22 protein-coding genes are annotated in these 25192 nt (G+C 68.2%); 6 read left to right on the top strand and 16 right to left on the bottom strand.

Annotation, left to right across the window (positions count from 1 at the left end; translation table 11 throughout):
* Window positions 1-22 precede the first annotated feature (22 nt).
* From glpK to GDIA_RS11725, 8 genes are all read right to left on the bottom strand, one after another.
* A complete protein-coding gene (glpK, locus tag GDIA_RS11760) occupies window positions 23-1522 on the bottom strand; it encodes a glycerol kinase GlpK (RefSeq protein ID WP_012222504.1) in 1500 nt (499 codons plus the stop codon).
* A gap of 109 nt (window positions 1523-1631) precedes the next feature.
* Window positions 1632-3929, bottom strand: a complete 2298-nt coding sequence (locus GDIA_RS11755) for an HPr family phosphocarrier protein (protein ID WP_012222503.1) — start codon at window positions 3927-3929, stop codon at window positions 1632-1634.
* Between the two features lie 2 nt (window positions 3930-3931).
* Window positions 3932-4567, bottom strand: coding sequence for a dihydroxyacetone kinase subunit DhaL (dhaL, locus tag GDIA_RS11750; protein ID WP_012554251.1), 636 nt, complete (start codon window positions 4565-4567; stop codon window positions 3932-3934).
* A gap of 4 nt (window positions 4568-4571) precedes the next feature.
* A complete protein-coding gene (gene dhaK / locus GDIA_RS11745) occupies window positions 4572-5573 on the bottom strand; it encodes a dihydroxyacetone kinase subunit DhaK (protein ID WP_012554250.1) in 1002 nt (333 codons plus the stop codon).
* Window positions 5574-5619: 46 nt separating this feature from the next.
* Window positions 5620-7170 (bottom strand): glycerol-3-phosphate dehydrogenase, encoded by a 1551-nt coding sequence (gene glpD, locus GDIA_RS11740; protein ID WP_012554249.1) that lies wholly within the window; start codon window positions 7168-7170, stop codon window positions 5620-5622.
* Between the two features lie 201 nt (window positions 7171-7371).
* On the bottom strand, window positions 7372-8112 hold the full coding sequence (locus GDIA_RS11735; protein WP_012222499.1) for an SDR family NAD(P)-dependent oxidoreductase: 741 nt from the start codon (window positions 8110-8112) through the stop codon (window positions 7372-7374).
* Window positions 8113-8252: 140 nt separating this feature from the next.
* The gene (locus GDIA_RS11730) at window positions 8253-9248 is read right to left on the bottom strand and encodes a zinc-binding dehydrogenase (protein ID WP_012554248.1); all 996 of its coding nucleotides are present in this window, start codon (window positions 9246-9248) and stop codon (window positions 8253-8255) included.
* 137 nt (window positions 9249-9385) lie between these two features.
* Window positions 9386-10450 (bottom strand): SDR family oxidoreductase, encoded by a 1065-nt coding sequence (locus GDIA_RS11725; protein ID WP_012554247.1) that lies wholly within the window; start codon window positions 10448-10450, stop codon window positions 9386-9388.
* A 120-nt stretch (window positions 10451-10570) separates the two neighbouring features.
* Here GDIA_RS11725 and GDIA_RS11720 point away from each other — a divergent pair, with 120 nt between their 5' ends.
* Window positions 10571-11437 (top strand): LysR family transcriptional regulator, encoded by an 867-nt coding sequence (locus tag GDIA_RS11720; RefSeq protein ID WP_211205822.1) that lies wholly within the window; start codon window positions 10571-10573, stop codon window positions 11435-11437.
* On the opposite strand, the gene GDIA_RS11715 is transcribed toward GDIA_RS11720, so the two are convergent.
* Entirely contained in the window at window positions 11407-12657 is a 1251-nt protein-coding gene (locus tag GDIA_RS11715; protein ID WP_012553139.1) for an IS701-like element ISGdi12 family transposase, read from the bottom strand. The two genes, GDIA_RS11720 and GDIA_RS11715, sit on opposite strands and share 31 nt — an antisense overlap.
* A 42-nt stretch (window positions 12658-12699) precedes the next feature.
* Here GDIA_RS11715 and GDIA_RS11710 point away from each other — a divergent pair, with 42 nt between their 5' ends.
* From GDIA_RS11710 to GDIA_RS11700, 3 genes are all read left to right on the top strand, one after another.
* Complete coding sequence (locus tag GDIA_RS11710) at window positions 12700-12951, top strand: type 2 periplasmic-binding domain-containing protein (protein WP_043458920.1); 252 nt, start codon at window positions 12700-12702, stop codon at window positions 12949-12951.
* Between the two features lie 81 nt (window positions 12952-13032).
* The gene (locus GDIA_RS11705) at window positions 13033-14223 is read left to right on the top strand and encodes a GAF domain-containing sensor histidine kinase (protein WP_012554246.1); all 1191 of its coding nucleotides are present in this window, start codon (window positions 13033-13035) and stop codon (window positions 14221-14223) included.
* A 39-nt stretch (window positions 14224-14262) separates the two neighbouring features.
* Window positions 14263-14646 carry a response regulator gene (locus tag GDIA_RS11700; protein ID WP_012222494.1) on the top strand — a complete coding sequence of 128 codons (384 nt, stop codon included), beginning with the start codon at window positions 14263-14265 and terminating at the stop codon, window positions 14644-14646.
* 7 nt (window positions 14647-14653) lie between these two features.
* Here the strand turns inward: GDIA_RS11700 and GDIA_RS11695 are convergent, their stop codons facing one another.
* On the bottom strand, window positions 14654-14836 hold the full coding sequence (locus GDIA_RS11695; protein ID WP_012554245.1) for a hypothetical protein: 183 nt from the start codon (window positions 14834-14836) through the stop codon (window positions 14654-14656).
* Window positions 14837-14948: 112 nt separating this feature from the next.
* Window positions 14949-17588 carry a TonB-dependent receptor plug domain-containing protein gene (locus GDIA_RS11690; RefSeq protein WP_012554244.1) on the bottom strand — a complete coding sequence of 880 codons (2640 nt, stop codon included), beginning with the start codon at window positions 17586-17588 and terminating at the stop codon, window positions 14949-14951.
* 176 nt (window positions 17589-17764) lie between these two features.
* Between GDIA_RS11690 and GDIA_RS11685 the strand changes: the two genes are divergently transcribed.
* Both GDIA_RS11685 and GDIA_RS11680 read left to right on the top strand, forming a co-directional pair.
* Entirely contained in the window at window positions 17765-18409 is a 645-nt protein-coding gene (locus GDIA_RS11685) for a CMD domain protein (protein ID WP_012554243.1), read from the top strand.
* Window positions 18406-19038, top strand: a complete 633-nt coding sequence (locus GDIA_RS11680; protein ID WP_012554242.1) for an alkylhydroperoxidase domain protein — start codon at window positions 18406-18408, stop codon at window positions 19036-19038. The genes GDIA_RS11685 and GDIA_RS11680 overlap by 4 nt, the downstream gene beginning before the upstream one ends.
* Window positions 19039-19069: 31 nt before the next feature.
* Here GDIA_RS11680 and GDIA_RS11675 read toward each other — a convergent pair whose 3' ends face one another.
* The 5 genes from GDIA_RS11675 to GDIA_RS11655 are packed head-to-tail and all read right to left on the bottom strand — an operon-like array spanning window position 19070 to window position 25130.
* Window positions 19070-20101, bottom strand: coding sequence for a putative FMN-dependent luciferase-like monooxygenase (locus tag GDIA_RS11675; RefSeq protein ID WP_012222489.1), 1032 nt, complete (start codon window positions 20099-20101; stop codon window positions 19070-19072).
* Window positions 20102-20105: 4 nt separating this feature from the next.
* Window positions 20106-21731 (bottom strand): dipeptide ABC transporter ATP-binding protein, encoded by a 1626-nt coding sequence (locus tag GDIA_RS11670; RefSeq protein ID WP_012222488.1) that lies wholly within the window; start codon window positions 21729-21731, stop codon window positions 20106-20108.
* Entirely contained in the window at window positions 21728-22543 is an 816-nt protein-coding gene (locus GDIA_RS11665) for an ABC transporter permease (RefSeq protein WP_012222487.1), read from the bottom strand. Before GDIA_RS11665 ends, GDIA_RS11670 begins: the two co-directional genes overlap by 4 nt.
* Window positions 22540-23529, bottom strand: coding sequence for an ABC transporter permease (locus GDIA_RS11660; RefSeq protein ID WP_012554240.1), 990 nt, complete (start codon window positions 23527-23529; stop codon window positions 22540-22542). The genes GDIA_RS11665 and GDIA_RS11660 overlap by 4 nt, the downstream gene beginning before the upstream one ends.
* A complete protein-coding gene (locus GDIA_RS11655; RefSeq protein ID WP_231854180.1) occupies window positions 23526-25130 on the bottom strand; it encodes a TIGR04028 family ABC transporter substrate-binding protein in 1605 nt (534 codons plus the stop codon). The genes GDIA_RS11660 and GDIA_RS11655 overlap by 4 nt, the downstream gene beginning before the upstream one ends.
* Between the last annotated feature and the right edge of the window lie 62 nt (window positions 25131-25192).

Below are 25192 nucleotides of genomic sequence, written 5' to 3'. Positions count from 1 at the left end.
TCGTTGCAGGCGCCCGCGATCGTCAATCCACCCAGTCGAAGGACCGCTGCACGGCCTTCTTCCAGGATTTCGTGTAATGGGCGCGGCGGTCTTCCGGCATGGACGGTGTCCAGGTCTTGTCGATTTCCCAGTTGGCGCGCAGGTCGTCCGTGTTGCTCCAGTACCCCACGGCCAGCCCCGCCGCGTAGGCGGCGCCGAGGGCCGTGGTTTCGACGACCTTGGGTCGGACGACGGGAACGTTCAGGATGTCGGCCTGGAACTGCATCAGCAGTTCGTTGGCCACCATGCCGCCGTCGGTCTTCAGGCTGGTCAGCCTGATGCCGCTGTCGCTTTCCATCGCCTCCACCACGTCGCGCACCTGATAGGCGGTGGATTCCAGCGCCGCGCGGGCGAAATGCGCCCGGGTGACGTAGCGCGTCAGCCCGGCGATCACGCCACGGGCGTTTTCCTTCCAGTACGGCGCGTACAGGCCGGAGAAGGCCGGCACGATATAGATACCGCCGTTATCCTCCACGCTGCGGGCCAGCGGTTCGATCTGGGTCGCGATATCGAACAGTTTCAGATTGTCGCGCAGCCATTGCACCAGCGCCCCGGTGATGGCGATGGCGCCCTCCAGCGCGTAGCAGGGGCGTTCCTCGCCGAACTGGTAGGCCAGCGTCGTCAGCAGGCCCGCCTTGGACTGCACCGGCTTGACGCCCGTGTTCATCAGCAGGAACGAGCCCGTGCCGTAGGTGTTCTTGGCCTCGCCCGGTGAAAAGCAGGTCTGGCCGACCAGGGCGGCCTGCTGGTCGCCCAGGATGCCGGCGATCTTCGTACCCTTCAGCGTCGGCGTGGCGATTTCACCATACACGAAGGATGAGGGCACGATTTTGGGCAGGCATGCGGCGGGAATGGCGAAGACGTCCAGCATGCCGCGATCCCAGTCGCAGGTTTCCAGGTTCATCAACTGGGTGCGCGAGGCGTTGGTGACGTCCGTCACATGGATGCCGCCGTTCGGCCCGCCGGTCAGGTTCCAGATGACCCAGCTGTCGATGGTGCCGAACAGGGCCTGCCCCGCTTCCGCCTTCGCGCGCGCGCCATCCACGTTGTCCAGCAGCCAGCGGAGCTTCAGCCCCGCGAAGTAACTGGCCAGCGGCAGGCCGGTGACCTGGCGGAAACGGTCCTGCCCCCCGTCGGCGGCGAATGTCGTGACCAGTTGATCGACCCGCGTATCCTGCCACACCAGGGCGTTGTGCAGCGGCCTGCCGGTTTCCCGGTCCCACAGGACGGTCGTTTCCCGCTGGTTGGTGATGCCGACGGCGGCCAGGTCCTCCGCCGCCAGGTTGGCGCGGGCCAGCGCCGCCCCGATCATTTCGTTGGTGTTGTTCATGATTTCGACAGGGTCATGTTCCACCCAGCCCGGGCGGGGATAGATCTGTCGATGTTCCTTCTGCGCGACCGAGGCGATCCGGCCTTGGCGGTCGAAGATGATGAAGCGCGAACTGGTCGTTCCCTGGTCGATCGCGCCGACATAGCTGGTCATGGTGCCTGCTCCCTTTACGGTTTTTCTTCTTGCGGCATACCGCTTGGCGGTTTTCTGAAATTTTCCTTATATCACGTGATGTTTGCGAAAAACCATGCGATTCTCCCCGTCAGGCGGCGAAGGCGGCGCGGATCGCGCCCAGGCGCGTCGCGGCCATCGACAGGCGGCGAATGCCCGCCGCGACCAGCAGGCGCGCGGCACGCGGATCGCCCGCCGCTTCCCCGCAGACCGAGACGGACCTGCCGTTCGCGTGCCGGACGACGTGCGCGCACAGATCGATGACAGCGGGATGCGCGGCGTCCGCGAACGCTGCGAAATCCTGCCGCCCGCGTTCCGCCGCCATGACATATTGCGTCAGGTCGTTGGTGCCGATCGAAAAGAAGTCCGTTTCCGCCACAAGGTCTTCGATCCGCAGCGCGGCGGCGGGGACTTCGATCATCGCGCCCAGCGGGGGGATGGGCGTTCCGGCCTCGCGGCACGCATCCGCCAGGATGCCACGCGCCGCGCGCATTTCCTCGGCGACTGTGACCATCGGCAGCATGATGCGCAGGTCGTGTGCACCGCCCGCGCGCAGGATCGCGCGCAGATGGGTGCGGAAGAACGCGGGACGGCGCAGCAGGGCGCGCAGGCCGCGCACGCCCAGGGCCGGATTGTCCTCGGGATCGAGGGCGAGGAACGGGATCGGCTTGTCCGCCCCGGCATCCAGCGCCCGCACGACGACCGGACGCCCCCGGAACGGCGCCAGCAGGGCGGCGATCCGCTCGGCCTGCTCGGCCTCGGCGGGGGCGTCCGGGCGGTCCAGGAACAGGATTTCCGTGCGCGCCAGGCCGATCCCGTGGGCGCCGGCCGCCGCTGCCGCCAGGCTTTCGCGCACGGTGCCGACATTGGCCCACAGTTCCAGGCCGGTGCCGTCCCGCAGGGGCAGCACGGACGGGCCGGCGGCGGGCGCCGGCGACGGAGGGGACTGGAAGCGCCGGGCGGTGGCCGGGTCGGGGTCGGGCACGATCTCCCCACTGGCGCCGTCGAAGGCGACGGTGCGGGGAACCGGGTCCAGCGTCACGCCGGCCAGGGCGGGAATGCCGGCGCCCCGCAGCAGGATCGCGGCATGGCTGGTCGCCCCGCCCTGCCGGTCCAGCACGCCGATGACGGAGGCCGGCAGGGACGCGGCCTCGGCCGCGGTCAGGGTATCGACCAGCAGGATGCACGGCGCCGGCCCCACCGCCAGGTCGCGCGGCCCCGTGCCGGGCAGCAGGCGCTGGAGCACCGCGCGCCCGACCTCGATCACGTCCTGCCCCCTGGCCCGCAGGTAGGGCGCGTCCAGCGCGCCATAGCGGGCGTGGGTGGACAGGACCGCGCGCCACCAGGCGGCGGCCTCGTTCAATCCGGCGTCCTGGATGGCGGCATAGGCCGCATCGACCAGGGCCGGATCGTGCAGCAGCGTCGCCTGCGCCGCCATGATGGGCGGGCCGGCGCTCAACCGGCCGAACGTGGCGTCGATGGCGGCGCGCAGCCGGATGCGGGCGGCGTCCCGGTCCGGGGCGGGATGGTCCGGGATGGCCAGGGGCGCGCGGTCCACGACATGCAGCGGGCCGGCGACGCGGCCGGGCGAGACCGGGATGGGCCCCGTGGCCGGGGGCGCCGGCAGGTCGGGCGGGGGCGCTTCGGGCGCCTGGGCCAGAAGGGTGGCCAGGGCGGCGACCGCGGCTTCGGCCTGCGGGCCGGAGGCCTCGATCGTGACGGTGGCCCCCGCGGCGGCGTCCAGCGTCAGCAGCGCCGTCAGGCTGTCGGCGCGCGCGCTTCTGCCGTTCGCCGTCAGGCGGATATCGGCATCGTAGCCCGCCGCGACGGTCACGAACGCGGCGGCGGGGCGCAGGTGGAGCCCCGCCGGGTCCGCCAGCGTGACGGCGCGGCGTGCTGTCGCCGTTGTCGTTGCCGGCGAAGGCATGGGCTTGGGCTGGGGCTGGGGCGCGGATGGCGCGATGTCCGCGCGTTTCGCGGCCAGTCCGTTTTCCGCCTCGGCCAGGACCCGTTCGACCGGCAGGCCGGCGGCGGCGGCCAGGGCGGCGGCCAGCGCGCCCTCGACGAAGGCGGCGGGCGAGAGGTGGAGTCTGGCCCGCACGCCCGCCGGCATCAGGTCGCGCGCCATGTCCGCGCTGAGCAGCGCGCTGCCGATATCCATCAGCACGACGATGGCGCCGCACGCCGCCGGCAGCGATTCGGCGGCGGCGACGATGGCCATGGGATCGGTGCCGAGGTCGCGGCCGCCCGGCCCGGCGCCGGCCGCGCGGGCGATCGCGACGCGCGTGCCGGTCATCTGCCGGATCAGGGCCTCGGTCGCTTCGGCCAGCGCCGCGCTGTGCGACACCAGCAGCAGGGCGGTGGGGGCCGTGATGTCGGGCGCGTCCATCGCTAGCCCGCCGTATCGGCCAGGGCCGTCAGCAGAAGCGCCGAGGACGCGGCGCCCGGGTCCTCATGCCCCGCCGAGCGCTCGCCCAGATAGCTGGCCCGCCCCTTGCGCGCGATCATCGGGATGGTCGCCTCCGCGCCCTGCCGGGCGGCCTCGGCCGCCCGGGCGAGGGCCTGCGGCGTGTCGGGGCCGGACTGGGTGCCGGACAGGGCCGCCACCGCCGGGATCAGGGCGTCGAGCATGGTCTTGTCGCCCGCCACGGCCTTGCCCCGCGCCGCGACCCCGGCCACCCCGGCCGCCAGCAGCGTGCGCCATGCCGGAACGTCCAGGGCGGAGACGTCCCGGGCCGCCTTGCCCATGTCCAGGAAGAACGTGCCGTACAGCGGCCCCGACGCACCGCCCACGGTGCTGATCAGCGTCATGCCGACCAGCTTCAACAGGGCGGCGACGTCGGGGGGCGGTTCGTCCAGCTTGCCCGCCACGGCCCGGAAGCCGCGCGCCATGTTCGCCCCGTGGTCGCCGTCGCCGATCACGGCGTCCAGCACCGACAGGCTGTCCTGCCGGTCGTCGATGACCTGTGCCGCCCGGCGCAGCCAGACGCACAACAAGGCGACATCCGCCGTGCGGGCATCCGGCATGCGCTCACGCCCCCCAGCGCAGGGCGGGCGTGACGCACGGGGCGTCCCAGTAGCGGGTCATCTCGTCCGTCAGGCGCAGCAGCGTGATCGACGTGCCGGCCATTTCCAGGCTGGTGATGTAGGACCCGACCAGCGAGCGGGCGACGGTCAGCCCATGTGCCTGGGCGATCCGGTGGGCCGCGCGATAGACGATATACAGTTCGATCAGCGGCGTGCCGCCCAGGCCGTTGACGAACAGCAGGACCGGGTCGCCCCGGCGGAACGGCAGGTCCTCCAGGATCGGCTGCATCAGCATGTCCGCGATGCGGTCGGCGCTTTCCATCCCGACGCGCTTCCGTCCGGGTTCGCCGTGGATGCCGATGCCGAATTCCATTTCGTCTTCCCCCAGTTCGAAACTGGGTTTTCCGACATGCGGCACGGTGCAGGACGTCAGCGCCACGCCCATCGAGCGGACGGACGCGTTCACGTCCCGGCACAGGCGGGCCAGCGACCCGAGGTCCGCCCCGGCCTCGGCCGCGCCGCCGCAGATCTTCTCCGCCAGGATCGTGCCGCCGACGCCGCGCCGCCCCGCCGTGTAGAGGCTGTCCTTGACCGCCACGTCGTCGTCGATGATCACGGCCTCCAGCCGCAATCCTTCCTCCCGCGCCAGGTCGGCCGCCATGTCGAAATTCATGACGTCGCCCGTGTAGTTCTTGACGATGTGCAGCGCCCCCTGCTCGCCCGTCACCGCGCGGGTCGCCGCCAGGATCTGGTCGGGGGTCGGGCTGGTGAAGACCGCGCCCGGACAGGCGGCGTCCAGCATGCCGCGCCCCACATAGCCGCCATGCATCGGTTCGTGCCCCGATCCGCCGCCCGAGACCAGCGCGGCCTTGCCCTTCACGGGCGCGTCGGCGCGCATGATGTAGGCGGGGTCGAGATGGACGGTCAGCAGGTCGGGGTGGGCCGCCGCCACGCCCTCCAGGGCTTCGGTGACGACCCGGTCGGGGGCGTTGATGAGCTTCTTCATGCCTGGTCTCCAGGGACCTGTTCGGGCGGGGCGAATCCGATACGTCCTAGGCTACATCCGCCACCTGCGATTCCACGGGCTTGCCGCGATGCGCGATATAGGATTCGAGTTCCGCGACCTGCCCGGCGGAAAACAGGAGGCCGAGCTTGGACCGGCGCCACAGGATATCCTCGGCCGAACGGGCCCATTCGCGGTCGATCAGGTAATCGACCTCGCGCGCGTACAGTCCGGATCCGAAATCCTGGCCCATCGCGGCGGCGTCGCCGGCCGCGATGTCGAAGGCCCGCGTGCCGTAATTGCGCATCAGGCGCCAGGCATTGTGTTCGTCCAGCCAGGGTGCCCGCGCCCGCAACTGCGCCAGCATGCCCAGAAAATTCCGCCCCACGAATTCGCCGCCCGGCAGCGCGTGCAGGCCGGTCCACGGCACCGCGCGCAGCGACCGCACATGGGGGGCCAGCCTTTCGATCGCGTGTTCGGCCAGCCTGCGATAGGTCGTGATCTTTCCGCCGAAAATCGAAAGGACGGGCGCCCCGCCCTCGGTATCGACATCCAGCACGTAGTCGCGCGTCACGGCCGAGGCGCTGCTGGCCCGGTCGTCGAAGAGCGGGCGCACGCCGGCATAGCTCCATACGACGTCGGACGGCTGGACGGGCTTGCGGAAATACCGGTTCACGCTGTCGCACAGATACGTGATTTCATCGGGCGAGATCGCGACCTTGCCCGGGTCCGCGTCCCACGGAATGTCGGTCGTACCGATGAGGGTGTAGCGGCTTTCGTACGGAATGACGAAGATGATGCGGCGGTCGGGATTCTGCAGGATATAGGCCTGCGATCCCTCGAACAGGCGCGGCACCACGATGTGACTGCCCTTGACCAGCCGCACCTGCTTGTTCCCCCCGACCCCGAGCGTGCCGTGCAGCACCGAGGCGACCCAGGGGCCGGTGGCGTTCACCAGCGCGCGCGCCCGGACGGTGCCGGTGCGGCCGGTTTCCTGGTCGGCGATCGTGGCCTCCCACGACTCGCGGCCCCTCGTGGCCGAGACGAACCGGGTGCGGGTGCGGATTTCCGCGCCGTGGGCGGCGGCGTCCATGGCGTTCAGGACCACCAGCCGGGCGTCCTGCACCCAGCCGTCGGAATAGATGAACCCCCGGGTGAATTCGGGTTTCAGCACGGCGCCGCTGGGATGGTCGGCGAAGGTGACGCTTCGGGTGCGCGGCAGCGTCATGGTCAGGGCCAGGTGATCGTAGAGGAACAGCCCCGCGCGCAGTTCCCAGACCGGACGCGCCAGCTTCGAATGCGGCAGCACGAAGCGCATCGGCCAGATGATGTGCGGCGCGATCCGCAGCAGCACCTCGCGCTCCATCAGCGCCTCGCGCACCAGCCGGAATTCGTAATATTCCAGATAGCGCAAGCCGCCATGGATCAGCTTGGTGCTGGCGGACGAGGTATGGCCGGCCAGGTCGTCCTGTTCCACCAGCAGGACGCGCGCCCCGCGCCCGGCGGCGTCGCGCGCGATGCCGCAGCCGTTGACGCCGCCCCCGATGATCAGAAGGTCGTACGATCGTCCGTCACCGGACGCGGCACGGTCGCCCGGCATGGGTGTCGCGGATGATGGCGAGGGGAAAGGTCGAAAGGATGACATGCGTGCCTCCTTGCGGTGGACATTCATATCCGAAGACGGCCGGGCGTCTCAATTCGATTCCGCGCCCGGGCGAACGCATATCCGTGAGGATGCGATCAGGTTTCACGCCCCGTGCGTTCCAAAGCGAACATCCCCGCCCCCACGCCGGATGCGCGCTCACACCTGGGCGGCGCCTCCGTCCACGAACAGTTCCACCCCGGTGACGAAGCTGGCGTCGGACGAGGCGAGGAAGAGCACCGCGCTGGCGACCTCCTCCGCACGGCCGACGCGTCCCATGACGACGGTCGCGGCCAGGGCCTTCTTTTCGTCGGGATCGGAGAAGGTGTGGTTCAGCAGCGGGGTATCGATCGGCCCCGGGCTGACCACGTTGACCCTGATCCCGCGATCCTTGAGGTCCGATGTCCAGGAACGGGCGAAGGACCGCACGGCCGCCTTGGTCGCGGCATAGATGCTGAAGGCGGGAAAGCCCTTGATGGACGCGATGGAGGCATTCAGGACGATGGCGCCCCCGTCCGGCATCAGGGGCAGCGCCTTCTGCACCGTGAAGACGACCCCCTTGACGTTGATGTCGAAGATCCTGTCGTAATGGTCTTCGGTAATCGCACCGAGCGGGACCATTTCGCCCAGGCCCGCGTTGGCGAAGACGATATCCACGCGGCCCTTCTCCCGGCCGATCTGGTCATAAACCCTGTCGAGGTCCGGGAGTTTCGCGACATCGGCCTGGATGGCGCTGATGCCCCCGCCCGCGGCGGAGACCGCGGCGTCAAGCTCGGGCCGGCGGCGTCCGGTGATGTAGACATGCGCGCCCTCCCCGGCGAACAGCCGGGCCGTGGCGAGGCCGATTCCGGCGCTGCCACCGGTGACAAGGGCGATCTTGCCCTCGAGTTTCCGTGACATGCTGCGTCTCCGTTCCAATATCCTGCGGGAAACCGCCATCGGTACGGATCGTGTCTCCGGTCATCCGGCGTGCCACGAGGGACGCGGGAGGGGCGATGGCATCACCCATATCGTCCGGCGATGCCATGCGTTCGAATGTCCTATATCTTCACCAGCACTTTTCCCGTTGTCCGGCCGGCCTTGAAGGCGGACAGGCTTTCGGGCAGGGCCGTGAACGCCGTCACGCGGACGGGCTGCGTTTCCAGCGCGCCGGCCTGCACGTCGTGCATCAGGCCGGCGCCGGCCATGCGCCAGTCGCGCCAGTCCTGTGGCGACGCGTGGTCGTGCATCGCGTTCAGCGCCACCTCGTGCAACGAGAGCGCGGTGGCGAACGGCGGCAGGGGCGGCGCGTCCAGCCGGTCCTGGATGCAGACCAGATGCCCGTTGAAGCCGAGCATCGGCGCCAGCGTCCTCGCATAGCCCCCGCTTGTGGTGTCGAACACGGCGAACAGGCGGCGCGGCCCCAGCGCCTGTTGCAACGCGCCCTGCCAGGAATCGTCCTGATAATCGAACGCCCCGCAGACCCCCAGGCCCAGCAGGCGCGCGTGATGGCGGGGCGACGCCGTGACCCAGACCCGCCACCCCCGCCGCACCGCCAGTTGCGCGAGGATCAGCGCGACCGCGCCCCCTGCCCCCGTCACCAGCACATCGCGATCGGGAACGGACGGGACCTTGGCCAGCGCCTGCCACGCCGTCAGGCCGGGGCAGGGAATGCCGGCCGCGACCTCGTCACTGACGCCGTCGGGAACCGGCAGGACGCTCTCGGCCCGCAGGGTGGTGTAGTCCGAGAAACTGCCGTCCCGCGCCAGGCTCTGGTGATACGCGACCCGCTGGCCGACCGGCAGGCGGACATCGGGGCCCACGGCGGCGATCCGGCCGACCCCGTCGACCCCCGGAACGCGGCCGGATTTCCAGGCGGCATGGCCGTTCTGGATGATCTTCCAGTCCACCGGGTTGAACGCGGCCAGGGTATTTTCCACGACGATTTCGCCCGATGCGGGCTGGACCGTCGCTTTTTCCACCAGTTGAAGTTCATCCGGTTCGCCGGGCGCGTCCCAGCTCCAGGCCCGATAACGGCTCCGCAATGCGTCCGGCATTCTCGTTCCCCTGTTGATGGCGCACAGGGACATTGGGATAGGACGGGACATTATTGAAGCTGGAGAATCCTGATATCAGAGTCCGTCTGGCATCATGACGCGCCCGCCCGCCGGGACCGTTATCGCCGGAGCCGTTATCAGGGAATCAGCCTTTCCGCGCGCAGGCGTGCGAACAGGTCGGTGAAGGAATCCGGCGTGTACTGGTAGGACGTGAAGCCGGCGCGGCGGCTCTTGCTCATGTCGGTCACGCATTCGACGGGCCGGCCCAGGTCGGCGTCGGTATGCCAGGCCGATGCCAGGCGCGAGATATCCGCCTCCCGCAGGCCGTGCCGGCGGGCGATGCCGGCCCACAGGTCGCCAGCCCCGGCCAGTTGCGCCTCCAGCGGCGTCGCCTGTCCCGGATAGGGGGCGGCCTCGATGTCGAACCAGGCCGCCAGGCGGGGCCAGAGCCACTTCCAGCGGAAGACGTCGCCGTTGACGATGTTGAACGCCTGGTTCCGCGCCTCGGCGCTGGTGCCGGCCCAGTACAGGTGCCGGGCCAGTTGCCGCGCGTCGGTCACGTCCGTCAGGCCGTGCCACTGGGCGGGGGAGCCGGGAAAGACGAACGGCCGCCCCGTTTCGCGGCAGATCGCGGCATAGACCGCCAGCGTCGTGCCCATGTTCATCGCATTGCCGACGGCGTGGCCGATGATCGTGTGCGGACGATGCACGCTCCAGGAAAACCCGTGCGCCTGCGCCGCCGCGAACAGGGCGTCCTCCTGATCATAGTAGAAATTGGCCAGGTCCAGGCGCGGCATGTCCTCGCGGAACGGCGTTTCCGGCGGCGAGCCGCTGGCATAGGCCTCGAACGGGCCGAGATAATGCTTCAGCCCGGTGGTCAGCGCCGCATGGCGCAGGCCCTGCGGTTCCGGCAGGGCCTCGAACACATGGCGGATCATGGCGCTGTTGACGCGGACGTTCTCGGCCTCGGTCGCGTGCCGCATCCACGAGCAGAAATAGACATGGGTCGGGCGCAGCCCGGCCAGGGCGGACCGCAGCGCCGCGGGGTCCAGCAGGTCCGCCGCCACGGGGATGACCGGCGCCATGTCGCCGCGCGGCCGCCGCGCCAGGCCGTGGACCACCCAGCCTTCGGCCGCCAGCCGCGCGGCAAGGGCCTGACCCACGATGCCGGTCGCACCGACGACAAGAGCAGTGTTCGACATATCCCTCTCCTTCCTTCTTCGGCCGGCGCCTGCTGGCCGCCTGGCGTCGTCAAACATGGATGGTGGACGATTGGCGCGCTAGCCTGCCCGAAGGCACATCATTTATGAGTTGAAGTCATCATGGGACGATTGGAGATCAACCGTGCGGGCGAGATGGACGTCTTCGTCCGCGTCGTGGACGCCGGGGGCTTCACGCCGGCCGCGCGGCTGTCGCGCATGACGCCGTCGGCCGTCAGCAAGCTGGTGTCGCGGCTGGAGCGGCGGCTGGGGACCCGCCTGTTCAACCGGTCCACGCGGCAACTGCAACTGACGCCGGAGGGCGCCGCGTTCTACGACCGCAGCGTACGTATCCTGGCCGACCTGGCGGAGGCCGAGCAATGCGCGTCGGCCAGCGCGCTGCCCCACGGGCGGGTCCGCATCAACGTCAACGTGCCGATGGGGCGCCGTTTCCTGCTGCCGCTGGTTCCGGCGCTGTCGGCCCGGTATCCGGACCTGGTCCTGGATATCGTGCTGACGGATACGGTGGTGGACCTGATGGAGGACCGCACGGACATCGCCATCCGCCACGGCCCCCTGAAAAGCTCGCGCCTGATGGCGCGCAAGCTGGGCCGGACGCGGATGAGGCTGGTCGCCGCCCCGGCCTACCTGGCGCGGTACGGGATGCCCGGAACGCCGGCGGACCTGCGGCGGCACAGGCGGATCGGGTCCAGCTACTGGCGCATGCATGACGGCTGGCCGCAACTGGACGATGGCGGCCCCGTGCCCGTCCTGCCGCCCGGCATCGTCCAGGCCAGCGACGGCGATGCGGTCCTGCAACTGGCGATTGCGGGAATGGGCCTAGCACTACAGTTGCGTTTTTGCCCTGAGGCGCGAGAGGTATGCTGCGGCCTGATGAGCACGTCGAAAGAACGACCATCGGAGGATATGCTCGATGGAGGCGCGGCTTCGGGTAATTTTCACGGCGAGGCGGCGGATTTCCTGGATTGACCAGCGGATGAGCGGCCGCGTTTGTGCAACTGGCTTTTTTTGAGCGCCATGGCGTTGGCCTGGGACCGCACAGCGGCCATCATGGCGTAAGCCAGCATGACCAACGAGACGTGACGGTGCCAGCCATGCCAGGAACGGGTTTCATTATGGTCGAGTCCGAATTCGTTCTTGGCGGTCTCGAACCCTTCCTCGATTCGCCAGCGCGTGCCCTCGACACGCACCAAGATCTCAAGCGGTGTTCCCTGAGGGCACCAGGTCGTGAAATATGCCAGATCGCCATCGGAGGGATTACGCCGGACCAGCAGCCCACGGGTCCATATCCCGGTTGAGATACCTGAATATTCGGAGGCCTCGAGATCGGCCATCGGGCAATACAGCCAGTCATACAGTCGTTCGCCCTTGGTGCCGCGTCCGGCGGAACAGCGGACCCAGGTCTCGTCCGGCAGGGTCTTGATGATTTCGCGCGCCTCGCCGGACCAGTGGATGTCCGGACGCCAGGAATGGAACCAGTGATTGGCGTTGACGCCAAGGACGAAGCCTTTGCCTGCGCGGCGCAAAGCCATTTCCAGTTCACCGACGCCATAGACGCTGTCGCCAGCCACCCACCGGAACGGCACATCGGCCGCAAGCGCCCGGCCGATCATCGCGGTGGCCAGGGACGGTTTGCTGGCAAACGTGACATCGCCCGGCACATGGGCCGCCGCCAACCGCTCAGGCTTTTCAGTCCAGGCTTTCGGCAGATACAAAGCCCGGTCGAGAAAAGCATGCCCCTTGTCAGAGACATAGGCTGCGAACACGCCAATCTGGCAATTCGTGATCTTGCCGGCAGACCCGGTATATTGCCGTCCCACTCCGCATGATGCAGAGCCCTTCTTGAGGAAACCAGTCTCGTCGACCACCAGTACCGCGTCGGCATCCCCCAGATGCTCGACAACATGATCGCGCACGACGTCCCGCAATGCATCGGCGTCCCAATGCCCGCGTCCAAGCAGGGCCTGCTGTCGCCATGGCCCCGGATCGCCCGCAGCTTCAGCCCGCATCCAGCCGGTCTTGCGCGGCTCGTTGCCCAGTAGTGTTTCCAGAAACCGGCCTGCCGATGCCGCCACCCGCTCCTGGCCGAATACCGGGCGCATTCGCTCCTTGGCGTCCCGCAGCGCCTCCAGCGTCAGAGCCAGAACATCCTCGACCGAAGCTGCGCTATTCATCTCGTTCAGAATCATGGTTACCCATAGATTCAGAACTCTCAGAAAAACGCAACTGTAGTGCTAGCCTATCTGGCCGCGTTCCAGGTCGACGAACATATCGCGGCCGGCAAGCTTGTTCCGGTGCTGGAGGCGTTCCACAGTCCGGCCCTTGTGGATACGCATGCGGTCTATCTGGGCCATCATGGGAAATTGCCCGCGCGGATCAGGGCGGTGCTGGACTTTTTGCAGGAAAACATGCGGATCGGGAACGGCGAAGGAATGGTCGCCGAGCATGGCCGCGTGGCGGCATCATGGATGGCCGACGGGTAGCATCCATCCCCTGTATCATGCCAATGTCATCATTGCGGTATCGATCGGCCGTTTCATTTCGCGCAGCGACTGTTAGGTGACATGGTAAAATATCTCGACGGCATCAGGGTCGCGGGGCGCGTTCCGGCTCTTCTGAAGATTCTCGATGTCGTGCAGCACACGACGTCCCTGCGCTTCGCCGCGGTCGCACGCGTCACGCCGGAATACTGGCTGGCCTGCGCCGTACGGGACGGCGTCGATCTGGGGCTGGAAATCGGGGACGAACTGCCCCTGGAAACGACGATCAGCCATGACGTCCTGCACCGGGGGGAGGCCGTCGTGATCAACCACGTCGATGCCGATCCGGCCTACGCCCGCCATGTATCCCCCCGGCAGTATCATTTTCAAAGCTATATCGTGGTGCCGGTCCGCCTGCCCGACGGCACGTTCTTCGGCACGCTGTGCGCGGCCGATCCGGCGCCGCATGACCTGGACCGGCCCGAAATCCTTGCCATGTTCCGGCTGTTCGCCGACCTGGTGGCCTTCCATGTCGATGCCAGTTCCCGCCTGGCCGAGAACGAGGCGATCCTGTCGCACGAGCGCACCCAGTCCGAACTGCGGGAACAGTTCATCGCCGTCCTGGGTCACGATCTGCGGAACCCGTTGATGTCGATCGAATCCGGGACACGCATGCTGCTTCGCTACCCGGAACGGGCGGCCGAGCTGGTGCCCCATATCCAGAAGAGCACCGCCCGGATGGGGGCGCTGATCAACGACCTGATGGATTTCGCCCGGGGGCGGCTGGGGGGCGGCATTACCCTGCAACTGAAGGTCGAACATGCCTTGCAGGCCATCCTGGAACAGATCGTCCAGGAGGTTAAGACCACCCGGCCGGAACGACGTATCGAGACCCGATTCCAGATGGAGCATGCCGTGACATGCGATACCGTCCGCCTCGCCCAGTTGTTTTCCAACCTGCTGAGCAACGCCGTCACGCATGGAGACCCGGACAAGCCGATTGTCGTCAGGGCGAGCACAAATGAAAAATTCTTTGAATTGTCGGTATCCAACGCGGGGAAACCCATTCCGCCGGAAGCCCATGAGAAGCTTTTTCATCCGTTCTTCCGGGGAGGCGACCGGCCGAGCCAGCAGGGACTGGGTCTCGGCCTCTATATCGTATCCGAAATCGCCAAGGCCCACCGCGGAAGGCTGGCCGTTACATCGGGCAATGACGAAACGTGCTTTACGTTCCGCCTGCCTTATGTATTTTCCGTTACTGATCGGAGCGCTTGAAACAGCATCCGAAGTATCCGTCCTTTCCCGAGAGGCGTGATGGCCCGTTATTCCCCGCACATCCCCCCGCGCATCGTCATTGCCGAAGACGAGGTCCTGACGCGCCTGGCCGTCGCGACCGAATTGCGGGACAATGGCTTCGAGGTGCGCGAGGCGTCCAACGCCGAAGAGGCGCTGACCGTCCTGGAATGCACGACGACGCATATCGATGCCCTCTTTACGGATATCGATATGCCGGGGTCGATGAACGGCCTGGAACTGGCGCTGCGCGCCCGCCAGAGCCGGCCCCGCCTGGGGGTTCTGGTGACATCGGGAAAGCACATGATATCGGACGATTTCGTCCTGACCCGCAGCCGGTTCGTGCCCAAGCCCTACGACATATCGGAAATTCCGCGGATTCTTAACGACCTGATCGAACCCTAGAACGCCCTCAGCCGCCATGTTCCGGCAGGGTCAGCGGTTCGGGCAGGTCCTTCGGCGTGTTGCCCGGCTTGGGGGGCGTTTCCGCGTCCGGGTCGGGCACGGCCTCGGGCGGTGAGCCCAGGCCGGGGGCGGGATGGCGCTTTTCGTCGCCGTCGTCCCGCCGGTCGGCCTGTTCCGGTTCGTGCCTCATGGTCGTGTCCTCCGTCGTCATGAATCTCGGACGAAAACGGACCGCCTGCCATGAGGTTGCAGCGACAACCGCAATCCGCCCGTGCCGGCGGCGGGACCCTCGAAGCGGTGGCTCAGAACACGTAGCCGACCCGGGCATAGTAATATCCGCCTTCGTAGCCGCCCGGGGCGGTCATGGGATAGGCGATCGTTCCCTGGGTCTCGGCCACGGTGCTGCGCTTGACGTGGGTCGGGTATTTGTTGAACAGGTTGTTGGCCCCGACCGTCAGGGTGAAGCCCCTGCCCACCCGGGCGCTGAATTCGACGTTGGTCTGGACCTGCGGACGGATATGCGTCCATGTCGATGCCGGATCGCCGCTGTAGTTGATCCATTCCACGCCGGCATAGCGCTGTTCCTGCACGTATACGCTGTAGCGCCCCCTGGACCAGTCCAGCGCGAAGGATTCCTTGTTCTTGGGCGATGCGCGCAGCAGGTTGTTGCGCGACAGGCTGTCGAAATAGGTCTGCCCCAACTGGCCGAGGATCGCGGGCGTGCTGGCGTAATGCGTGACTTCCGTGTCCGCGGCGTTCGCCATCACGGTGCCGACCAGCTTGCCCCAGGACGGATCGACCGGGAACTGGTAGCTGATCTTGCCGGTAAAGCCGTTCGTCGTCGTATTGCCGATATTGGTCATGTACGTGACGTAGATCTTGTCGGTCGGGCTGGAAGTGATTCCCTGGCTGTAGAGGAACTGGTTCATCAGCGGCCCGGAAAATTCGGTCGTGCTTTCGATCCGGTCGTTGATGTCGATCCGGTAGCCGTCCAGCGACAGGTGCAGCGAATCCAGCGGCGTCCAGTCGAAGCCGATATTGTAGCTGCGCGAGGATTCGCCCTTCACGCCGGTCGCGCCGAGCAGCCTGGCGGTCGGGTCGAAATCGGACAGGTTCTCGGTCACCTCGCCCGGGCCGGTCGAGGTCGCGTTGTAATGGACGGCGCCGAGCGTGGGGGCGCGATAGCCGGTATTGACGTTGGCGCGCAAGGCGAAACGACGGCTGAAATTATACCGCGTTCCGATCGACCCGGTCGGCGCGGCGCCCAGGTCCGAATAGCTGACGGCGCGGCCGCCGATCGTCCATTCCCATTTCTTCGTCACGAAAATGTCCAGGCCGACATGGCCGTCGAAGATGTCGCGCGACCAGTTGCCCGCGTTCACGGGTTCGAAGCCGGCATAGCCGACGGCGCCCGAACTGGGCTGCACGCCGGTCTGGCCGATCAGGACCGGCCCGGTGGCCCAGGATTGATAATCGCCCTGTCCCAGCTGATAGGTATCGTGCCGGTATTCCAGTCCGAAATCCAGGACGGCGGGCTTCGGCAGCGCGGCGCTGCGGAATTCCTTGGAGAATTTGGCGCCGCCGATCAATTCGGACGCGACGATGGTACCCTGGTGGAAATTCGTCTGGCTCTGGGCGCCGAAGGTGGGATTGAGGTCATTCTCCACGTCCTCGTTCACCTGCTCGCGCCCGAACGAGGAATAGGTGTTCCAGCTTACGCCCAGCGGCAGCACGCCCCGCAGGCCGCCATTCACCTGGAAATCGAGTTCATCGAACGTTTCGATCGGGGCGAAGCCGTTCGGGTAGATCGCGCGGACGTTATTGTTGTTGGCCGGGCCGCGTGGGAACCCGACCCGGTCCGTGGTCCGGTGGCCGAGCGTTCCGGTCAGGTAGGCGTCCACGCGATCCGTGACGGGAACATGGCCGTTGAAACTGAAGACTTCCGCAAGGGACTTGCTGAGCCCTTCGACGCGGTTCACGTCCTGCCCGACCTTTTGCTGCAATGCGGCATCCTGCGGCCCATAGAGGGTGGCCGTGTTCAGGCCGTCGCGATGGGTGGGCAACTGGTTCAGGACCTGCCAGGCGATATCGATGCCGCCGCCCCGGTGGCCGATGGTCCGCTCGATGTCGCCGTAGCCTTCGATGGCCTGCCCGTCACCGCGATAATAGCCGCTGTTCATCAGGTTGGCGGTGCCGCCGTTGCGCGCGCCCGATTTCAGGACGATGTTGACCGCGCCGCCCAGCGCGTCCTGCCCGTACAGGGCGGTGGCGCCCTCGGTGATGATCTCGACATGGTCGATCGCGCTGAGCGGGATCAGGCTGAGGTCGGCGGGTTCCGTGCCCTCGGCCGGCCCGTCGCCCCAATTGCCCAGCGCACTGATATGCCGGCGTACCCCATTGACCAGCACCAGGGTTTCGTCCGCGTTGAGGTTGCGAAGGATGACGGTCTGCGTCGGGGTTGTCGAATACGCGCCGCCGCCGCCGCCCGGTGGCGCGTTGATTTCGGGCGACGTCATCTGCAGGGCTGAGATCACGTTGGTCTGGCCGGTCTGCAGCAGTTGCGCGGCCGTGACGACGGCGACGCGGACCGTGCTGTTGGTCAGCGTCGCGACGCGAAAGGCCGGCGAGATCCTGTCGGCGGCACCCGTCGCGACGATTTCCTCGCCGGCGCCGACATGGGCGAGGCCGGAACTGGCGCCGGCCGTCTTCCCCGGCGGTACCGCCACGCCGCGCACCGCCTTGCCCGCCGTGGATTTCGAGGGGGTCTTGGAGGTAGGCTTCGAGGATGCGTCGGGGCCGGCTTCGGTGGTGGCGCCGAATCCCTTGACCGGTGCGACGGACAGCAGCAGGGCCGCCATCAACGTGATGGCATGGTCCGAATAGACCGCCACCGGCCCCCTGGCCGCTGCCGCGTTCCGGGGGAAGAAACCGCTCCGCATCATCTCGATCGCCTCATCAACGGGATTCCAAATCAACGATAATTTTTAGTTGTTTTATTTATTCACAATCATGTCTCTCATGACGTTATCGTTCCGTCAATAAAATACTTTATGTTTGTTTGATTTTTGTAATCACGCTATATAATGTGTATATAGAGGCTTCAGTCGGGGGAGAGGACATGTCTTCGGGACCAATCGTCGATCTGGCGCATGTGCCGGACGTTATCGATCATATCGTGGGAATTCCGAAAGGATCGTGGCTGGACGCCCTGCGGGAGCGGCGGCGCGTGTTGCGCGACAATGCGCAGCGCAGCGCCCTGGTGCTGTTCGCGCCCGAGGATGCGGGCGAGGTCTCGGTGCTGGAACGGCGCGGCCTGGCCGTGTTCGTGGCCGGCCTGCACGGCCATCGGCCGGTCCATGATTTCTATGCCGCCGTGCTGCGCGGCCTGCCCGGGGGCGCGGCCCACCTGGCCGCGATCGAGGCGCTGCTGGACCGGGCCAGGACGCGCGGCCCCTATGGCCATTATCCGGCCGGGACGCTGTCGGCGGAAAACCTGTCGGGCATCGTCTTCGATGCGCCGGCCGAGGGACTGGGCGCGCGGCTGGCCGCCGCCTTCAGCCACGCGCACCTGCTGGTGTTCCACCCGCGCGACGCACGGCAGGCGGCGATCGAGACATTGCGTGATGCGGGCTGGACCGATTCGGGAATCGTCACCCTGTCGCAGCTTGTCTCGTTCCTGGCCTTCCAGATCAGGGTCATTCACGGACTGTCCGTGCTGAAGGATGCCGGCCCGGCGCCGGCTGCCCACAAGGAGAACGCATGATGAGCGACGCACGACACACCCGACGGGCGCAGGGCGTGGGCGAACCGGCGGAATTCACCTTCGCCGAACTCGACTGGACCCCATGGCTGGACCCGCTGCCCGAAAGCGAACTGACCGAGCGGCACCGCGACGGGCTGGTCGATGCCGCGCGTGCCAAATCGCCCTATTTCATGCTGCTGGCGCGCGATCCGGACATTCTTGGTGCGCGGACCCGCAGCGACAAGGACATTTTCTACAATACCGACGGCGGCCTGCCGCGCCGGGAACGGGAACTGGCGGCGGTGGCGGTGTCGCGCTTCAACGGCTGCATCTTCTGCGCGTCGGTCCATGCGCGCTTTTCCGAACTGCAGGGCGGCGACCATGAAACGATCGCCGCCCTTCTGCGCGACGGAACGCTTCCGGCGGACGCGCCGGCGCCATGGCTGCTGACGGCCGAAACCGCGGAACGGCTCTCCGCAACGCCGGTTGAATTTTCCGCAGTGCATGTCGCGGCCCTTCGCGAGGCGGGCTTCGATGACGCCGCCATCCTCGACCTGATCAATTCCGCATCCTTCTTCAACTGGGCCAACCGGCTGATGCTGTCGCTCGGCTTCCCGTCCGGGAAGACGGGGTCCGACCGGGACGCCTGATCGGCGTACCCGGATCGGGGCGGCCCCGCGATTACCGCGCGGGCCGCAGCCCCAGGGCCGGCGCGACCGCGCGCGCGATCAGTTCGATCGACCGCAGCGTTACCGCATGGGGCGGATCGATCGGATGGACCTGGAAGGCGATTTCGCTCGCACGTCCCAGGACCGTGTCGGCCGACAGCGACCGGACGACGTCGTCCGGCGTGCCGACATGCAGGTCCAGCGCCCGGATCAGCGCCTCCGGCGTATCCGGCACCGGGGCGTCCTTCCACGCGGCCGCGCGGGCCTCGGTGGCGAGGAAGCGGCGCGCGCCGGCCAGGGCCAGGTCCAGGGCCGTCTGGCGGTCGTCGGCCACCAGCACGCTGCGCGACGCCAGGACCCGGGGCGCGGTTCCCGACGGCAGGGCGGCGAGGTAGGCATCGACGATCGGGGTCTGGATATCGGACAGCGGGATATGGCCCCCGTCCCCGGCCGCGCCGTCGGGGCGGGGCTGGGTGCGGGACAGCATCAGCCCGTCCCCGGCGCGCGCCGCGCGCGCGCCCCCGTGGGTGGAGAACGTGGCCTGCCAGATGCGCGCGCCGATCGCCTGCCCCGGCGGATACAGCACCGCGCCGCCGCGAAACGGCTGCCCGCGCAGGGCATCGCGCACGATGGCCAGGTTGTCCTCCATGATCGGGGTGCGCCGCGCGCCGTCGAGGCCGAAGGCCTCGAAGCTTTCGGACGTGCCGCCGGGGCCGACCCCGAATTCCAGCCGGTTGTCGCTGAGAAGATCGAGAACGATGGCGTCTTCCGCGACCCGGATCGGGTTTTCCATGGGCAGCGTCACGATGCCGGTACCCAGCCGGATCGTCGCGGTCTTCGCGGCGAGGTTGGCCAGGAAGACGAAGGGGGACGGCAGGCCGCCCTGGTCGGGGTGGAAATGGTGCTGGGCGACCCACGCCGTGGAAAATCCGTACCGTTCGGCATGCATGATCTGTTCCGTCGCCAGCCGGTAGCGCGTCAGGGCGTCGCCGTCGTCCAGAAGACGGGTGAAGAAGGCGAAGGTGGGGGCGCTGGATGCGGTCATCGCGTCATGTCTCCTGCAGATGAAGGGATGCCGCGTTTCCCTGGCCGGGAATGGCGGCGATCAGGATTTTGGTATAGGCGTCGGAGGGGGCACCGAAGACGGTCTCCGCCGGGCCGCTTTCGACCTGCCTGCCGTGGCGGATCACCGATACCGTGTCGGCGATCTGGCGAACCACCGCCAGGTCGTGCGAGACGAAGACGTAGGTCAGGCCGAGATCTTTCCGAAGTTCGACCAGAAGATCCAGAATCCGGGCCTGCACCGTCACGTCGAGCGCGGACACGACCTCGTCCAGGACCAGGATGCGCGGCGCGATCACCAGCGCCCGGGCCAGGGCCACGCGCTGGCACTGGCCGCCGGACAGTTCGGCGGGCCGGCGGTCGAGCAGGGTGCGCGGCAGATGGACGCGGTCCAGCATCGCCGCCGCATGCGCGCGGCGTCCGGCGGGGGCACCGATCGCGAAATTGCGTAGCGGTTCCGCGATGATGTCGCGCACGCTCTGCCGGGGATCGAGGGACGCCCAGGGATTCTGGTAGACGAGCTGGACATGGCGCAGCATGGCGCGCCGGGCCGGCCCGCGCGCATGGGCGATATCCTGGCCCTCGATCAGGATCGTGCCGGATCGGGGCGCGAGCAGGCCGGTCAGGCAGCGCAGGATCGTCGTCTTTCCCGACCCGGATTCACCGACGATGGCGTGGGTCGTGCCGGCCCGCACGCCAAACGAGACCGAATCGACGGCCAGGCGTGCCGGGTGCCGGCCGGCGGGATAGGACACGGACAGGCCCGACACCTGGACCGCGATGGCGGTGTCCGTCGGCGGCGGCGCGGGCGGGGCCGGGCGGCGCGCGAACACCGGCAGGTCGGCCATCAGGCGTTTCGTGTATTCCGACCGGGGGGCGGCGAAGAGGGCCGGCGTGTCGCCGCCCTCGGCGATCCGGCCGTCCTTCAGGACCACGGTGGCGCGGGCGCGGTCCTTCGCGATGGCCAGGTCGTGGGTGATCAGCAGGATGGACGTGCCGTGTTCCGCCCGCAGGCTGTCCAGCAGGTCGAGAATCTGCCGCTGCACCGTCACGTCCAGCGCGCTGGTCGGTTCGTCGGCCACGATCAGGTCCGGGTTCAGCGCGACCGCGGCGGCGATCAGCACCCGCTGGCGCATGCCGCCGGACAGTTCATGCGGATACTGCCCGTAGCGGAGCACGGGGTCCGACAGGCCCACGCGCTCCAGCAGCGCCAGCACGCGTTCGCGGATTTCGCCGCGCGGCAGGGCGGTATGCAGGCGGAACATCTCGCCGATATGGGCGCCGATGGTGGCCACGGGATCGAGCGAGTTGGACGGGTCCTGCGGCACGAAGCCGATGCGCCGCCCGCGCATGGCGTCCAGCGTGCGCGGCGGCCGGCCGGTCAGCGTGTCGCCCAAAAGCCGGATGGCCCCGGATTCCAGGCGGGCGGATCGGGGCATGAGGCCGATGATGGCGCGGGCGATGGTGGATTTTCCCGAGCCCGATTCCCCGATCAGGGCGGTCGTCTCCCCCCTCGCCGCCTGGAACGATACGCCGTGCACCACCGTTTTGCCGTGGTAGGCGATACGCAGGTCCTCGACCTCCAGCACGGTATTCATGGGTATCGGGCTCATGGGCGCGGGCCGGACGGATCGGCCAGGGTGCGGCTGATCCGGTTGACGGCCAGGGCGACCAGCAGCACGGCGAGGCCGGGGAAGGTCGTCATCCACCATGCCGTGGTCAGGTAGTCGCGGCCTTCCGCAATCATCAGCCCCCATTCCGGCGCCGGCGGCGGCGCGCCGTAGCCGAGGAAGCCGAGGGTGGCGATCGACAGGATCGCGGTGCTGTAGCGCAGCACCGACAGGCCCAGGATCGACGCCGCGCAGTTGGGCAGGATGTGCCGCCACAGCAGGCCGGCGAAGGTGGCGCCGCTGCCGCGCGCGGCCTCGACGAACGTCATGGCGCCGACCCGCGTCACGTCGGCCCGCACGATGCGGGCGAAGCCGGCGATCTGGCCGACCCCCACGGCAATGGCGGCATGGAACGTGCCGAACCCAAGCAGGATCACGATGGTCAGCGACATCAGCAGTTCGGGGATCGCCATCAGGACGTCCATCAGGCCGGTCAGCGCGGCATCGATCCGCCCGCCCGCGGCACCCGCCAGGGCGCCGATGAAGGTGCCGCACACCAAGCCCGTCGCCACCGCCAGCAGCGCGGCCGGCAGCGTATGATGGGCGCCGTAGACGATCCGGGCGAACACGTCCCGCCCGAGCTGGTCGGTGCCGAACCAGTGCGCCCCGCCGGGCGCGCGCAGATGTTCGACCGCGGCCCCCGCCGTGGCGCTGTAGCGGGTGAACAGGGCCGGGTCGGCCACCATGGCCAGCAGCAGGCCCAGCAGCAGCCAGGACGCCGCCAGCGCGGCCCCGGGTCGCGCGGGCACCCTCATGGCGCGCGGGTCCGATGGCGCAGGGTCGGGTTCAACACCGGATACAGCAGGTCCACGACCAGGTTGATGCTGACATAGGCCGCCGCCGAGATCATGACCACCGCCTGCAGGACCGCGAGATCCTGCCCGGCGACGGCCTGGCGGGTCAGCTGGCCGATGCCGTCCAGCCCGAAGATCGTCTCGGTCACCACCGCGCCGGCCAGCAGTTCGCCGAAGACGAGGCCGCCCATCGTCAGGAAGGGCAGGATCGCGTTGGGAACGATGTGCCGCCAGAACACCCAGGCCAGGCTGGCCCCCTTGGCGCGGGCGACGGTGGCGAACGGCAGCGCCCCGGCCTCGTCGATGTGCCGCAGCAGGATCTGCGCCAGCGGCGCCGCGATCGGCAGGCTGACGGCCAGGGCGGGCAGGATCATCCCCTTCCACGGTCCCACGCCGATCACCGGGATCAGGTGCAGGCGGAACGACACGACCTGGATGACCAAGATACCCGACCAGTACAGCGGCATCGCGCCCCACAGGCCGGGCACGGCCCGGGCCAGCCGGCGCATCCACGCCCAGGGCAGCAGGTTGGCGGCCACGGCGACGGCGAAGGTCCACAGCACCGCCGCGACGAAGCCGCAGACGGCCAGGCGGAGCGTGACCGGCAGCGCGTTTTCCAGCAGGGACGCGACCGGCACGCCAAGCTGCACCGAATAGCCGAAATTTCCGCGCAGCATCTGCCCCAGCGTGTGGACATATTGCGCCAGCGGCGACGTTCCGACGCCGTAGGATAGGCGGATCGCGTCGATCTGCGCGGGCGACAGGCCGAGTTCGGGGTCCATGAAGCGGATCATGACGGCATCGCCCGGCAGCACCTGCAGCAGGATGAAGGTGAGCGTGAACGCGCCCCACAGCACCAGCAGCGCGTGGCCGACGCGGCCGGCCAGGCGCGCCGCCATGCCCCCGCCCACCAGGCCGGACCACGCCATCGGCAGGACGCGCGTCATCGCCGGTCCAGCCATATGCCGTAGAAGCTGGGGCGGCCCACGGCCTCGAAGCCGACGCCGTGGACGCCGGGCGCCCCGGCATAGACCTGGGGTTCCTCGAAGATCGGGATCGTATAGGCGTTTTGCACGATATACTCCTGAACGTCGCCCAGGTGCCGCAGCCGGTCCTGCCGGTCGGTGTCCGAGGCGACCTGCAGCAGCATCGCGTCCAGCCGGTCGTCACGGAATGCGCGCACCTTGGCGCTCTGGCCGCCCTTTTGCAGAAGCGTGTCCCGGTTGGACGGGAAGAATTCGCTCTTCATCACGTCCGGGTCCGCGCGCCCGACCTCGGACACCGTGACGGGGGTGCGCGTCGGGTCCAGATTGTCGAGGATGACGCCCGCCGCCGAACCGGACATGACGGTCAGCTGGACGCCGACCCTGCGCCATTGCTGGGCCAGCAGTTCCAGCATCGTCCTGTTCTGGGGATGCGGCTGCGAGATGTGGATGCCCAGCGCGAGCGTCTGCCCGTCCCGATGGCGCAGCCCGTCCGGCCCCAGGCGCCAGCCCGCTTCGTCCAGCAATTGGGCGGCGCGCCGCGGATCGAAGCCCAGCCGGTCGGACAGGTCGCGGAAGCCGGCGGCCCGGGCCGACAGCACCGACCGCGCGAGGGGGTAGTTGGCGGAATAGAGCGTGGTGACGATTTCCTGCCGGTCGGTGGCGTGGAGCAGGGCCTCGCGCACCCGGATATCCGCCACCAGGGGATTGTCCGGCCGGAAGGCGATCCCCGTGTTCACCCCGCGCGTCGAGGGGGCATAGAGGCGATAGCCGGCCAGGGTGACCTGTTCCTCGTCATAGGCCTCGACCTGGCGGATCAGGTCGGCCTGGCCCGCCAGCAGCGCGCCGACGCGGATACTGTCCTCGGGCGTTACCAGGATCTTCACGCCGTCCAGCCACGCGCGCGTCTGCCCCGCGCGCGAGGCCGGGGGCCAGGCATAGTCGCGCCGCGCCACCAGATCGACCTCCTTGCCCGGAACGTCGCGGACGATCACGAACGGGCCCGAGCCGACGACCTGCGTGCCGACGCCCAGTTGGTCGAACGGATGCGCCAGGGTGGCGGGCGAGACGATCCCCGAGCCGATGACAGACGTGCCTTGGAGAAAGCCCGGCGACGGACGGGTGAAATGAAACCGGACGGTCAGCGGGTCGAGGATTTCGGCATGGTCGAAATTGTTAATGACCTCGGAAACCGGGAAATGAAGCGCCGGGTTTCCCTTGCCGTAGGTTTCGTAATTCAGGGCGACGGCCCGCGCGTCGAGCGGAGTGCCGTCCGAGAACGTCACCCCCGGGCGCAGGTGGAAGGTGTATTCGGTATCGTCGGCGTTGCTGGACCAGGATTGCGCCAGCCAGGGCTCGATTTCCAGCGTCTGCGGGTTCTGCCAGGTCAGCCGGTCGGTGACCTGGTCCAGGATTCCGCCGTTGGGATAGAAGCCGGCCGCCGGGGGATACAGGTTGGTATGCGCCTGGGGGTCCAGATAGATCAGTTCCCCGCCCCGAAGCGGGCCCTGCGCGTGCGCGGACGGCAGGCCTGCCGCCGCGACGGCCGCAACAGCGAAAAGCACCGGAAAGCAATCGGGTCTCAGCGTCGGCCTCCTGGGCGGGAACGGGGCAGGAACGGGCGTCC

Source organism: Gluconacetobacter diazotrophicus PA1 5, from assembly GCF_000021325.1.
GTDB classification, from domain to species: domain Bacteria; phylum Pseudomonadota; class Alphaproteobacteria; order Acetobacterales; family Acetobacteraceae; genus Gluconacetobacter; species Gluconacetobacter diazotrophicus.
The sequence above is the reverse complement of the archived record's forward strand: the minus strand, read 5'-3'. Positions and strand labels throughout refer to the sequence as shown.